At 64.7% G+C, this 13,779-nt stretch carries 10 protein-coding genes; 3 read left to right on the forward strand and 7 right to left on the reverse strand.

Annotated elements, in window-relative coordinates:
* Positions 1 to 209: 209 nt before the first annotated feature.
* On the forward strand, positions 210 to 2,300 hold the full coding sequence (locus RBA40_RS21950) for a tetratricopeptide repeat-containing diguanylate cyclase (RefSeq protein WP_306649934.1): 2,091 nt from the start codon (positions 210 to 212) through the stop codon (positions 2,298 to 2,300).
* 1 nt (position 2,301) lies between these two features.
* Positions 2,302 to 3,114 carry a hypothetical protein gene (locus RBA40_RS21955; RefSeq protein WP_306649935.1) on the forward strand — a complete coding sequence of 271 codons (813 nt, stop codon included), beginning with the start codon at positions 2,302 to 2,304 and terminating at the stop codon, positions 3,112 to 3,114.
* Positions 3,115 to 3,311: 197 nt separating this feature from the next.
* Here RBA40_RS21955 and RBA40_RS21960 read toward each other — a convergent pair whose 3' ends face one another.
* The 3 genes from RBA40_RS21960 to RBA40_RS21970 form a co-directional block, all read right to left on the reverse strand.
* A complete protein-coding gene (locus RBA40_RS21960) occupies positions 3,312 to 3,713 on the reverse strand; it encodes a hypothetical protein (protein ID WP_306649937.1) in 402 nt (133 codons plus the stop codon).
* Between the two features lie 63 nt (positions 3,714 to 3,776).
* Positions 3,777 to 5,081 carry a hypothetical protein gene (locus tag RBA40_RS21965; RefSeq protein WP_306649938.1) on the reverse strand — a complete coding sequence of 435 codons (1,305 nt, stop codon included), beginning with the start codon at positions 5,079 to 5,081 and terminating at the stop codon, positions 3,777 to 3,779.
* 477 nt (positions 5,082 to 5,558) lie between these two features.
* A complete protein-coding gene (locus RBA40_RS21970; protein ID WP_306649940.1) occupies positions 5,559 to 5,891 on the reverse strand; it encodes a hypothetical protein in 333 nt (110 codons plus the stop codon).
* Between the two features lie 120 nt (positions 5,892 to 6,011).
* Between RBA40_RS21970 and RBA40_RS21975 the strand changes: the two genes are divergently transcribed.
* Complete coding sequence (locus RBA40_RS21975; protein ID WP_306649941.1) at positions 6,012 to 8,291, forward strand: molybdopterin-dependent oxidoreductase; 2,280 nt, start codon at positions 6,012 to 6,014, stop codon at positions 8,289 to 8,291.
* Positions 8,292 to 8,303: 12 nt separating this feature from the next.
* On the opposite strand, the gene RBA40_RS21980 is transcribed toward RBA40_RS21975, so the two are convergent.
* The 4 genes from RBA40_RS21980 to RBA40_RS21995 form a co-directional block, all read right to left on the reverse strand.
* A complete protein-coding gene (locus tag RBA40_RS21980; RefSeq protein ID WP_099875403.1) occupies positions 8,304 to 8,672 on the reverse strand; it encodes a hypothetical protein in 369 nt (122 codons plus the stop codon).
* A 127-nt stretch (positions 8,673 to 8,799) separates the two neighbouring features.
* Positions 8,800 to 9,666, reverse strand: coding sequence for a hypothetical protein (locus RBA40_RS21985; protein WP_306649942.1), 867 nt, complete (start codon positions 9,664 to 9,666; stop codon positions 8,800 to 8,802).
* A 4-nt stretch (positions 9,667 to 9,670) separates the two neighbouring features.
* Positions 9,671 to 13,297 carry a tubulin-like doman-containing protein gene (locus RBA40_RS21990; protein WP_306649943.1) on the reverse strand — a complete coding sequence of 1,209 codons (3,627 nt, stop codon included), beginning with the start codon at positions 13,295 to 13,297 and terminating at the stop codon, positions 9,671 to 9,673.
* 24 nt (positions 13,298 to 13,321) lie between these two features.
* Positions 13,322 to 13,774: a hypothetical protein gene (locus RBA40_RS21995; protein WP_306649945.1), complete on the reverse strand. Its 453-nt coding sequence runs from the start codon at positions 13,772 to 13,774 to the stop codon at positions 13,322 to 13,324.
* Positions 13,775 to 13,779: the final 5 nt, after the last annotated feature.

Below are 13,779 nucleotides of genomic sequence, written 5' to 3' on the forward strand. Positions count from 1 at the left end.
CAAAATCGGAGTCCTCAAGCGCCGCGGGGACGTCGTATGGGACCAACACTTCGATGCCAAAGCGGCATCGAAACGCACGTCCCTGCCACAAAAATGTGCATTTAGATGCACAATCTGAGTGCGACTAGGACTTTCCAGACTGCAACAAGAATATAATTGGCTGCAGTTTTCCCGTCCGGAAAGCATCGGTTTTCACATGAAGGAACGTGATGTTGGCAGGTTTATCAGACACCTCGCATGGCCGCAAGGTCCGCGTGCTGCTGGCATCGCTATGGCTGGCGTCGTGCCTTGCGCACGCCCAGCATCCGGTGCTTGACGCGCGCCTGAACGAGATCCGCGAGATGACCCGCTACGTGCCGCCGAAAGCGCTCGTCGCGCTGCTCAAGATCGAGAGCGAGGCGCGCGCGGCCCCCGTGCGCACCAAGGCCGATTTCCTTGTCCAGCTGTGCCTGGTCCGGCGCGACATGAACCAGGTGCCGGAATCGCTGGCCCTGGCCGAGGAGCTGGTCGCTTTCGGACGTGACAAAAAAGACAATGTGGTCATCGCCAAGGCCTTGCTGACCAAGTCCTACGTCGTCTGGCGCATGGACCAGCTGGCCCTGTCGCACCAGCTGGCGTGGGAAGGAGAAAAAATCGCCAACACCACCAGCGACGTGCCGCTGCGCGTGCATGCGGCCATCAGCTCGGGCCAGGCGTACTCGGAAGACGGCAATTTTCCGGCCGCGGTGGGCAAGATGCAGACCGCGCTGACCCTGGCGCGGGCCCACGGCGAGCCGATTCCCAAAGTCCAGGCGCTCAATGCGCTGGCCTTCCTGTACGGCCAATTGAATGAACACGACAAGGGCTTCGAGGCGCTCGAAGAAGCAATCGTGCTGGCCGAGCAGACCAATTCGCCGGGCCGTCTGGCGAGCCTGAAGGATACCGAATACGGCCTGTCCGTCGAAACCAACCAGCCGCAGCGCGGCCTGCGCGCCCTGCTCGCCGGGCTCGCTTACGAGCGCCAGATCGGCGCCGAGGCGATGATCGCCGGCTCCCTGGTGAACCTGTCGGACAGCTATCTCAAGCAGCACGATTACGCGCGCACGCTCACCTACGCGAACCAGGCCTTGCAGGCAGCACGCAAACTGAACGACGACAGCACCGAAGCGACCGCGCACCTGAACCTGGGCCAGGCGTACCTCGGCCTGGGCAGCCTGGTCGAGGGCAAACGCCATTTCGAGCTGGGCCTGGCCTGGTACGAAAAAGTCGGCGACAAGCCGGAACTGCAGGAAGTGCTGATGGAATACGGCGCCGCGCTCGAACGCGCCGGCGACATGACGGGCGCGGTCAAGGCCTACCACCGCGAGCGGGCGCTGTCGAACGAGCTGTTTGAAAAGCGGCGCCAGAAAGCCACGCTGGAGCTGCAGGAAAAGTACGAGACCGAAAAGAAGCAGCGCCAGATCGAACTGTTAAGCCGCGAGAACCAGCTCAAGTCGACCGAAATCGACAACCGCCGCCTGCAGCAGCGCGTGTGGTGGCTGCTGGCGGTGGTGTTTGCGCTGGCCGCGGTGGTGGTCGGCATCCTGTACCGCAAGGTGCGCCACGCGAATGCCCAGCTCAAGGTGAAGAACCTGGAACTGAAGCAGCAAAGTTCGCGCGATCCGCTGACCGGCTTGTACAACCGGCGCCACTTCCAGGAATTCATGCGCAGCCACCTGCAGGTGGAAAAGCGCGGCGCCGGCACCTCGGGCGAAGAAATCGTGGGCGCCCTGTTCCTGCTCGACGTCGACCACTTCAAGCACGTCAACGACAGCCATGGCCACGCCGCCGGCGACGCCGTGCTCAAGATGATCGCCGAAAGCCTGCGCGAGATCCTGCGCGAGACCGACATGATCGTGCGCTGGGGCGGCGAGGAATTCCTCGCCTTCCTGCCAGCCATTCCGCGCAGCGGCGTCGAGGAAATCGCGCGCCGCCTGCTGACCGGCATCTCGACCCAGGCTATCGACTACCAGAACAAGAAGCTGTCGGTGAACGTCTCGATCGGCTTCGCCCCCTTCCCGCTGGTGCCGGGCACGAATGCGCTGCCGTGGGAGCGCGCCGTCAACCTGGTCGACATGGCGCTGTACCTGGCCAAGGCGCACGGGCGCAACCGCGCCTACGGCGTGCGCGGCTTCGCCAACTTCGACAAGACCTCGATGGAAGACATCGAGCAGGACCTGGAACGCGCCTGGGGCGCCGGCTACGTCGACATGTCGATCGTGCTGGGCACCTGGCCGGAAACCAAGAACGCGCCCGCGCCGCCCAAGCTGACCATCGTCTGACATGCCCCACACGCTTCCCTGTTTTTCCCGGCTTGGCCTTGGCAAGGACGCCGATGTGCGCGCGGTGCGGCGCGCCTACGCGCGCGAACTCAAACAGATCGACCAGGAACGCGACGCCGCCGGTTTCCAGTACCTGCGCGAGGCCTATGAAATGGCGCTGGCGTGGGCCGCGCAGGCGGCCGAGCGGATCATGCCGCCGCCCGCCAGTACTGGCGCCAGGGCCTGGCAGCCGCTGTTGCCGGACCTCGAACGCGGCGACCCGCAGCACCTGTGCGACCTGGCCATTGCGCAGTTTGGGGCGGCGCTGCCGCAACTGACGCAAACGCACCTGGCCGGCGACGACGCCTCATGGCGGCGCGAACTGCAGCGCATCCTCGACGACGAGGCCATGGTCAATGTCTGCGCGCGCACCCTGTTCGAGGAAGTCATGGCGCACCTGCTGGCCGCGGGCTGGAAGCCGGGCCACGAAACGCTGCTGCCGGTGGCGGCCAGCCTGTTCGACTGGACCGGCGACAGGGGCCGGCTGCTGCGCTTCGGCGCGGCCGGCGCGCTGGTCGACAGCGCCATCGCCGAACTGGCGCTGTTCAACGCCCAGGGCCAGCAGGAACTGGCAAGGCGGCGCCGCGTGCTGGCACGCTTGCGCGAGCCGGCGCGGCCCGGCATCGATCAACTGATGCAGGACATGCCGTGGCTGGACCAGATGCAAGAGCGCTTCCCGAACATGGTGGCGCTGGTCGTGAGCCTGGACACGGTCGACGACTGGCGCGCCATGGCCGTGCGCACGCCGCTGCGGCAGGCGCGCGGCCACGGCTAGGGTCTCTCTGGCGGAACTGATTGCGAGAGTGTAGGTCATATGCCGATGAGGCGGCGGTATCTAACCGAGAGAAGCAATGGCGGCTTCAGAGCCGCACTACGGGGCTACCGAAAATGCGTAAGTGATCGATTGGCTTAGCACTCAAGCGCCGAAACGAAAAAAACGGCCAACGGCCGTTTTCGCTTTCATGACGATCATCAGGCCGCTGCCAGCGGCACCTCGATAGGGTCTTTATGTTCCGCGCTCACGCGCCGTACTATCTTGCCATTGCTCGTCGGCACACGCTTAACCGTGACAAAGACCCCAGGCTTCAAATCCATGCGCTGTTTTACCGCACTTGCGCGCAGACTCGCGTTCACAAGCTCGGCAAGACCCAACTCTTCCTCCAGCAGGCCTCTGTTGCCAATATTAAAATTAAACTTTGGTTTCATGATCGCTCCAGTCCATACCCACTTCGGAACTTCATCAAGAAATACCGGGACGATAGGGCGCAAGACCAGTTGCCGTGCGAGCGCTTTGTCCGATCGCAGGTCCAAAGTACTCTGATGTTTCTTTTTCGATTGCATGGTCAACAGGACCCCACTGGCCTGTTCGGGCAAGCCTATTTCCTGCGTCTTGCCGCCCGCATCGCGCCACAGTCCGATCGATCGAATTGGACGCGATTAATGCCAGTTGGAGCGGTCCACCATGCCGGCACAGGTCAAGGTCAGTACGGCCGAACCCGGGTCGTCGGCTAGAACCGTCGCGTATTGGCCAGGCCAACGCACCGCCAGTTGGGGACCGTCCATCGGCAGCGCCACCACCAGGTTGGGCCCGACGGCCCTGACAGCGGACATCGCGGGGGCGGAACGGGCGAGGTCTTCGCAGATGAGAGTGACGAAGGACATTTCCTTGCGCAATCCAAAAAATGGCAAGGTACGCTTGCTGGCATCGATGTCCTCCCACCACTTGTCATTGTCGTGCCTGTGGTCAAAGTCCAGGGCGTAACTATCAGCTTGGGTGCGATTGAGGCGCCACCGGTGGTGCTTGTTCTGCACAAACGGAGCGGCGTCTTCCTGCTCATGATCGATAACGAAGGTACACGCCTGGTTGTACGTTTTTCCGTCCTCCTCGTGTATGAGCCCCACAATCACAAACTCAATTCCCGAGTCCCACAATTGCCGCACCAGCTCTTGGGCCACCGCGCGGCTCAGCGCACATTCCGGCAACACGATACCGTGCGGCTTTTTGCCGGTCTGCTTTTCCGCGTGTTCAATGAGCGGCCGCACGAATTGCCTGGCAAGCCGCTCCCCTGTCAACGGGCCGGACTGCGTACTCAACCAGTGCTGGTCCAGGCCGAAGTAGGCAGGCCAATAGTGTATGCCGCTCAACTGGGCGCGCGCGGAATTTAAGACGAAACTCTGGCTCGGTACGTGGAAAGGAAAGGCGATCAGCAGGAGACGGATATCGTATGGATCGGAGGGCTCGGTCTGGCCCTCCTCCAGATGGCGTCCGGCAGCCCAATTCCAGGATGTGCGGACCACATGTGACGGCGGCAGTAGGGCCAGATAATGGCTCAGCGACCGGATGGTGCAACCGACGGATGCCGTAATGGATTTCGGCAACACGACCGCGGACTCGGGCGACACCTTGCTGCATAAGGAAAACGGCAAGTGAATGTGTACTTCAGCCCACCCCCCGATACGCATCAAGACAAAATGCGAAAAGCGGGTCGACAGTGGTTTGCCAACGTCGTCGCCCCAGCCCATCCCTCTGCACGCCTCATCGGCAATAGCAAACAATTTCAACAGGCAGCTGGCCGCAGCGGGATCGGATTCGACGTGCGCCAGCGATGTTTTTCCATGGACTTGCACCAACTCATCCCATAAGCCCGTTACCTGGACCGGCGGTACCAATGGATCCTCGCTCCATGCGTTCACGAGGGTTGACAGCGCGTCCAGTGCGGTGCGCGCGAACTTTGGCGTCATCGAACGTGCCCCTGTTTGCAAGGACATCGCCGCGGTCGGGACTGGCAAGTGTATAGCAACCAGACTCTTCTATGATCCGCCCGACGACGGCAAAAAGATCGGGTGGCCAGGTCGGGCACGTCAATCCTATATGGGGGACCAAGGGAGCTGCTCCGCCCGACCTCAACGAGAAAAAAGCATCGCTACCATCAGGTAGCATGTTCTCGATAAGTTCAAGGATTGTCATCAGTTCCTCATTGATCGGCGATTCAATTAGCCAGTCCACTAGCCTAGTCTACGCGGGCAGAGAATTACGCGCTTGGCACCGCGTTTGAACGGGCCACGCCGGATGAACGCCAACGCCGTGTTCTCGCGCGCCTCCTTGTCCAGGATTGCGAACAGGACTTCTTTCGTGCAAGCCTGACCGGTGCATGTAAAACCGCCGCCCGCGCGTAAAAAAGGCGTGAGCGCTAGCCGCCGGCACGATTCACGCCAGGCTTACTTGCGCGCCGCTTCCTGGATTTTTTCGCCCGCTTGTTCCACCTTCTTGCCGACATTCTTGGTCGCCTGGTCCAGCCCCTTGCTGGCATCCTGGGTCGCCTCGTTGATCTTGTCGCCGGTGGCCTTGGCCGCGTCGGTGATCTTCTTGCCCGCCTCTTCGGCCTTGTCGACGTTGGCCTTGAGATTGTCGCCGACCGTGTCGCCGGCCTGGTCGAGTTTGGCGCCGGCCTTCTGCGCCGGTCCCATGCCCTGCTCGTCCTTGTGGCAGCCCCCCAGCGCGGCCAGCGCGGCGGCCAGCGCGGCGCAGCCGATGAGCGATGTGATTTTCATGATTTCTCCTACGGTTGTTGTTGCTCAATAGCATACACCCGTGCCCGACATTCCGGTTGACAGTTCGGCACTAAGTGCACACAATCGCACGACCGTTCGATTTTTTGGAAAGCGCTCGCCATGACCTTGTCCACGACCCCGCCTGCCGCCGTGCCTACCGCCGTGCCTACCGCCGTGCCTACCGCCGTGCCTACCGCCAGCGCGCACCGCATTTGTCCGTTTTGCGAAGCCTGCTGCGGCCTTGAACTCGATCTCGAAGAGAACAAGGTGGTGCGCATCCGCGGCGACGCCAACGACGTTTTCTCGCACGGTTTCCTGTGTCCCAAGGCGATCGGCCTGAAAGACCTGCACGACGATCCGGACCGCCTGCGTACCCCGCTCATCAAGCGCAACGGCGTGTTCGAGCCGGCCACCTGGGACGAAGCCTACGCCGAGATCGACAAGCGCCTGCCGCCCGTTATCGCCGCCGGCGGCGCCAATGCCGTGGCCACGGTGCTGGGCAACCCGGTCGCCCATAAAATGAGCCTGATGCTGTACTTCCCGCGCCTGGCCAAGGCGCTCGGCACGCGCAATATGTACTCCGCGTCGAGCGTCGACCAGATTCCCAAGATGCTCTCCGTCGGGCTGATGTTCGGCAACTGGATGTCGGTACCGGTGCCCGACATCGAACGCTGCGACTTTCTGCTGATATTGGGCGCCAATCCGATGGTCTCGAACGGCAGCATGTGGACCGTGCCGGACTTTCGCGGCAAGGCCAAGGCGCTGCGCGCACGCGGCGGCCAGCTGGTCGTGATCGATCCGCGCCGCACCGAAACGGCCGACGTGGCCGACGCCCATCACTTCATCCGCCCCGGGGCCGACGTCTTCTTCCTGCTCGGGATCGCGCACGCGCTGTTCGACGAAAACCTGGTGCGCCTCGGGCGCCTCGCCGCACACACGGTGGGCCTGGAACAGGTGCAAGCCGCGGTGCGCGACTACGCGCCCGAACTGGCGGCGGCGCGCTGCGGCATCGATGCGGCCACCATGCGCCAGCTCGCGCGCAGCCTGGCCAATACGCCGCGCGCGGCCATCTACGGGCGCATCGGCACCTGCACCCAGCAGTTCGGCACCCTGTGTTCGTGGCTGATCGATGTCATCAACGTGCTGACCGGGCACCTCGATGAAGAAGGCGGCGTCATGTTCCCGAAAGCGGCCGCGTTTGCCGCCAATACGCGCGGCGCCCCGGGCGCCGGGCGCGGCGTGATCACTGGACGTTATCGTTCGCGCGTCTCGGGCGCGGCCGAAGTGTCCGGCGAGCTGCCGGTGACCTGCCTGGCCGAGGAAATCGACACCCCCGGCCCCGGGCAAATCCGCGCCCTGATCGCCATCGCCGCCAATCCGGTGCTGTCGGCGCCGAACGGGGCGCGCCTGTCGAGAGCCCTCGACCAGCTCGATTTCATGGTCAGCCTCGATATCTACCTCAACGAAACCTCGCGCCACGCCGACGTGATCTTGCCGGGCCTCTCTCCGCTGGAAGACGCGCACTACGACGTCACCTTCACCCAGTTCTCGCACCGCAACCACGCCCGTTTCAGCGCCCCCGTGCTGGCGCGCGCCGGCGACCAGCCGGACGAGTGGCAAAGTGTGATGCGCATCGCCGCCATCGCCAAAGGACTGGGCGCGCAGGCCGACATCGACGCGCTAGATGACGACATGCTGCAGGAAGAGCTGGAGCGCGCTGCCGGCGCGGCCGCCCCCGCGCTGATGGCGGCCTTGGGAGGCCAGCGCGGCGCGGAACGCAAGCTCGATCTGGCGCTGCGCAGCGGCCCTTACGGCGACCAGTTCGGCAAAAACCCGGACGGGCTGACCCTGGCGCGCCTGAAGGCGGCGCCCTCGGGCATCGATCTCGGGCCGATGGGCAGCCGCATTCCCGAAGCGCTGCGCACGCTCTCGGGCAAGATCGAACTGGCGCCGCAGGTGCTGCTGGACGACCTGGCGCGCGCCGCGGCCGACCTGCGCTCGCCCGCGCCCGACCTGGTCATCGTGGGCCGGCGCCAGCTACGCTCGAACAACAGCTGGATGCACAACCTGCCGGTGCTGGCCAAGGGGGCATATCGCTGCACTGCGCTGGTCCATCCCATCGATGCGGCGCGGCTTGGCCTGGTCGATGGCGCCATGGCGCAGATCCGCAACGGCGAGCGCATGATCGAGGTGCAGGTGGAGATATCAGGACAGATGATGCCCGGCGTGGTCAGCCTGCCGCATGGCTGGGGCCACAACCTGGAAGGCACGCAGATGCGGGTGGCGGCCGAGCGCCCGGGCGTAAACCTGAACGCCCTGCTGGACGAAAATCTGCGCGATCCCCTGTCGGGCAACGCGGTGCTGTCGGGGATTGCGATCCAGATGCAGCCGGTGGCCTGAAGCGGCCTGCGCTCAGCGCAGTTCGACCGCGTATTGAACCGGGGCCTGCTCGACGAAGCGCGCGGCCTGGCTGTCGCGTTTGACGCGCACCGGCGCGTCGGCGCTGCGCGTGCGGCTTTGAGTGCGCGTGAGCGTCATCCAGCGTTCCAGGCCGGCCGCCACTTCATCGTTCTGGCGCGCGGCATCGATGCTCCAGTGCCCGGCGCGGAACTCGGCATAGCACTTTTCCCACGCGCGCACCTGATCGTCCACCCGGCGCGCGGCCTGGCTCGATACTGATTTATCGGGAAACTCGGGCGACACGCAGTCGAAACTGGCAGCTTGCGCCGAGGCTGCGCCGCAGGCCAGCGCCAGCGACGGGAGAATTCTGCTGAGAGCCATCGACGTCTCCAATGATCGGGAAAGTATCGATCCTAGACCAAGTAGCAACATTCTCGCAAGCACTTTGACAATCTTTACAAAAAAGATACATGTCAGATGAGTTGCGCTGGACTTGACATGATTGTATTTACGTGCAGCGCCCATTGGCCCAGTAACGTCCCGCCGCCACGCAGTTCTCCATCTCCCTGAGCAGGCGGTTGGCGTATTTCTTGAACGCGGCGCACTCGCGGCTGCCGCCCTCCACCATGGCGATGCAGGTTTCCAGCTTGGCGGCGGCGGCCCGGTAATCGCCCTGCGCGATCTGGCGCTCTGCTTCGGCGATCAGGTTGCGCGCCGACTGATCCAGCGGGCGCTCCACGGGCCGCGGCGCGGGCCTGGACGACGCCGCCGCCGGCTCGGTCCTTGGGGCGGCCTTGGGCTTGACCGCGCGCGGGTGCTTGCGTTCGCAGGCGTCGGCCGCCGCGTTGATCGACGACTGCAAGCGGCGCAGCTGTGCGGCACTGACCTTGTCGGCCCTGAGCGCGACCACTTCGTCCTGCGCTTCCTTGATCTTGCATTTTTCAGCCAGCTCGGTGGCCTCGCTGATGCGCGCCTCGATCCGTTTGGGTTCCGGTTTGGCCGTGAACCAGATCACGGCCAGCAGAGCCAGCGCCATCAGCCAGTAACGCAGGCGGATCGGCTTGCGCAGCCCGGTACCGGGGGCCGGCGCGGGCCGCGGCGCGGTCTTGCGCGGCGGCGCGGCGGGGGCCGGCCTGGGGGGCGCAGGAGGCGCCACAGGCACCTCCTGCACGAACGACGGGGCGTCGAGCGGCGGCGCGGGCGGTGCCGCCACCGGCGCCGCGGAAGCGGGAGCAGGCGCGCCGGCGGACGCGGGCCGGCGCGCCCCGTCGTGCTGGGGGGCGCCGCAATACGGACAAAAATCGACCCGGCGCGGCATCGGCCGCGCGCAGGCGGCATCGATGCAGCGGTAGATCACTTGGTCTTGCAGGTTCATGGCGTCAGTCTGGATCGGGTATGTCGGTGTCGGGGTCGGGAATGGCATCGTCGAACAAGGCGGCCAGCTCCGGCAGTTCGCCTGCCAGCTTCCACTTGTCGGCCTTGGGATTCCATTGCATGTTCCACGCACGGGTCTCGGGCCCCACTTCGGCGCGGGCGATGCGCAGCCCGATTTCGTCGATCGAGTACGGTCCCTGCTGCGCGCCGTCGATGAACAGTTTATAGCGTCCACCGCCCGCGTGCAGGGGCGGCGCAAGCGCGCGCCCGGCCAGCGCCTGCGCCGCCTCGGACTCGCTGGCCAGGTAAGCGGCGCGGATGGCGCGCTTGTCGACCGATTTTTCGACCTCCCAGGTGTAGGCGTCGCTGGCCGAATTGGGCACCGGCTCGCTCCACTGGAGCAGCGATGCGCTGGCGGCATCGATGTCGCGCATGGACAGAGCCGGGTTCATGGCGCTGGCGCGCTTGAACCATTGCTCGTACAGGCGGCGTGCGGTGATGTTCGGCAGCGACGGCGACGGCAGCTGGGCGCCGGTTTCGTCGACGTCGAGCTTCGGCTCATACACGCGCAGCTGGAAGTGGCGCATCAGGGTGGCCAGCATGGTGAGCTGGGCCGGACCCACGCCGGCCAGGCGCTGCTGCACGGCGGCGATCACCTGTTCGCGGTAGTACGGCGGCAAGCCGTTGGAGCGGATCGCGAACTCGTTGCCGATCTGGAGCCACTCGCCCGATCCCGGCTCGACCTCGAACAGGTACTGCCCGCGCGGCTGGAACGACGCTTCGCGGTCGGCCAGGTCGCCCTTGCGGCGGATGACACCGAGCGCGTTGGCCTGCAAGAACCACTCGTAGTCGTCGGCCAGGCGGTTCAATTCATCCATCGATGGCGAAATCGGATGACGGAAGCGCGTCGCGTCGAAATGCAGGTGAGTCGGAATCTTGGGATTTTCGATCTGGTACGAGGTGCGCCAGGTCGGCAGGCCGCGCAGTACCGTCATCGGAAAGCCCGACAGCTCGATGTAGCACACGGCCTTGCCGGTGATCCCCGTGTTGACCACCGAAACCAGGTCGCCGTGGAAGGAGCCGGCCGGCACGGCGGCGCGGATTTCGGCTTCCATCTTGCGCCAGGCGTTGACGTCGCCCACGCCGATGAAGCACTTGAACTGGTCGGCCTTGGGCGTGAACTCGGCGGAAAAGCGCGCATTCATCCACGGCATGGCGCTTTTGAGCCACTCGTTGAAGATGCGCTGGCGCTCTTGCGGCGACATGGCGCCAAGGCGTTCGAGCAGCGGATCGACCGGCTCGGCGTCGCCCGGTTCCTGCACGGTGAGCTGGGTCTGGGCCCGGCGGAACAGCTTGAGCAGCAGGCTGGCGCGCAGCTTTTCATCGCCCAGTTGCGGGAACAGGCGCGCCGAGCCGCCGAATTCGAGCAGCACTTCCTCGCTCCAGGCGTGGATGTCGCCGCTCAAGGCAACCGGATCGGGCAGGATGTCGCTGGCCAGCTTGATGCAGGTGGCGTGTTCGTGGCGCGCGTCGGCGCGCAGCTGGTCGATGCGCTGGTCGACCGCGCCCAGCATGGCCTGCACGCAGCGGCGGCCTTCCTGGAATTCGCCGGCGATGCCGCTCCATACCGGCTGCCCCTGTTCGTCGGTGCTTTGCGGGTCGCCCAGCCAGGCCGACATGGCGCGCATCACTTCGATCGACTGGCCCGCCGCCACCGCCAGCAGGTGAAAGCGCAGATAGTCGGCGATGTCGCGCTTGAGGTGAGCCATCACTTCGCGCGCCTGTACGTCCTTGCCGAACAGGCGGCTGGCCGCCTGCGACAGGTTATTGAGCGATTCCTCGACCTGGCGCGTGCGCAGCGCGTCGCGGATGTCGCGATAGCGCTTGCCGTTGCGTTCGGCGTTGCCCAGGTCGCGCTGCAGCAAGCGCGCCTTGATCTGTTCCAGCAGCGAGAGCACGAATTCCAGGCCGCCCTGCTTGCGGTCGTCCAGCAGCGCATACAACTGGGTGCGCGCACGCCCTTTCAGGCGCGTGGTCAGTTCGGCCGTGTGGCGCTTGATGCGGTCTTCGCTCGTTTCGGCGGTGGCGCCGGCTTCGCGGATGGCGTCGCGCTCCAGGTGCGGCAGGAGCTCGACCATTTTTTCGCGCCACACGCCCAGGTCGTACGAACCCATGATGCGGTCGATTTCCAGCTGCACCTTGCTTTCGACCCGCTCCAGCAGCGAGCGCTGGTCCTTGTCCATCAGCAGCTGGTCGGTCAGCGCGTATTCCTGGAACGGCGTCAGGTCCACCGTGCCCTTTTTGAAGTCGGGGAATTCGTCGAACGGATGCTCGTTCATCGCCATCTGCTCGCGCATGAAGATATCGCGTTCCTGGTCACCCGCGCGGCGCGCCGCCACGCCGTCGCTGCCGATCAGGCCGAAAAACGCCTTGACCATCAGCGCGGCCAGCTCGTAGGCGCGGATATCGTCGCGCAGGCTTTGCTGGGTGTCGAGCACCGCCTGGCCGAAGGCCGAATACACCTTGGAGTACGACAGGCGCATGTCGCCGAAGCGCTGTTCCGGCACGCGCGGATTGAAGGGCCCCAGCTTGTGCTGCTGCTGGTTGACCGCGATCGAGCGCTTGCGGTTGGCAAAATCGGCTGAGGCGAAATCTTCGAACAGGGTGTCGGCCACCATCTGGTAAAGATCCTTGATGTCGCCCGTAGCCTTGCTGGCCAGGTTGGCGGTGTCGATGAAATACACATCGTCGAACGGCGCGCCCTTGCCCACCAGGCTGTCCGGCTCGGCCCAGCGTACCTGCGCGTTCATGTCGCGCATGGTGGTCTCCAGCTCCATCAGGGTCGCGTAGGCATTGGCCTCGGTTCGCTCCTTGTTGGCCTTGGCGAAACCGGACGGCATGAACATCACCAGGTCGACCTGGTTGTCGGACACTTCCTGGCGCGCGATGGCCTTGGAAATCCAGCCAAGGTCGATGGCGCTGCCGGCGCCCGTGCCGCCCGCGCAGGAAGCGATGACGACGATGCGGAACTTGGAAGTGTCGACCTGCAGGCCGAGGCGCTGGTAGGTTTCCTTGCGCTCGTTGCCGGCATTGCTGCTCAAGAAATTCAGTGCGCCTTTAATCCGCCCGCGCAGCTTGGGATATTTGTCGAACAGGTACAAGCGCGCCAGCGCGCGGATCTGGCCCGCGCCCTTGGACGGATCGATCCCGAGCGAGCGCAGTTTCTTGGGGCGCAGCGGCATCCAGCTTTCGATCAGCGGAAAACGCGCAAGGCTGTCGTCCGATTCGTGATACTGGGGCAGGTCGAGCGGCTCGACCAGGCGCTCGTCGTCGGCCAGCTTGACCAGCTCATACCACGGGTCGGTGCGCTGCGACTTGCCCTCGTCGATGATGGCGTTGTTATCGAGGTCGAAGTGCAAAAAGCGCGCGACCGGAAACTGCGCGATCGATTCCACCCGGGTCGGATTGTGGCGGTTCCATACCTCCGACAGGATGCGGCGGCGAATCCGCAGCATCACTTCCATGCCGGTGCCGCCGGCACCGATGAACAGCGTGGGCCGCAGGTCGACCTTCAGTTCCGCCTTGAGTTCAGCTTTACCACCGCCACTGCCGGTGTTGGAAAATTCTGCCATGTCAAATCTCTTTCGGTTGTTAAGTCAGCGCCGGCCCACGAACAGGGCGGCGATGATGGCGATCAGGCCAATCAGCACCAAGGTCGCGGTAATGGCCATGGTCAGGAATTTGCCGGGGTTGATGACCGCCAGCACCCCCGCCGCGCTCACCAGCGACAGACCGACGAACATCAGCCATCCGGCGCTGCCGGCCGACGACGGCGCCACGCGCTTGACCACCAGGTGGTGCACATAGGCATTACGCACGAAGAAAAAACCGATCAGCAGCACCAGGAACACGGCGCCGCCGATGGCCAGGTCGCGCGTGGAGGTATCGGTCACCGGCGCGCCATCCATCGGGGCGATTTCGATCGGCAGGGGCGAAGTGCCGCCGTTCGCGCCGCCCTTGAACGGCCCGATGGGAGGCGCACTGGCCGCATTGGGCAGCCTGAAGCCGGGATCGGCGGGTGCGCTTGCGGGGTCCTTGGGATTTTGCATGACAG

It is taken from the genome of Massilia pseudoviolaceinigra, assembly GCF_030846505.1.
In the GTDB taxonomy this organism is placed as follows: Bacteria; Pseudomonadota; Gammaproteobacteria; order Burkholderiales; family Burkholderiaceae_D; genus Telluria_A; species Telluria_A violaceinigra.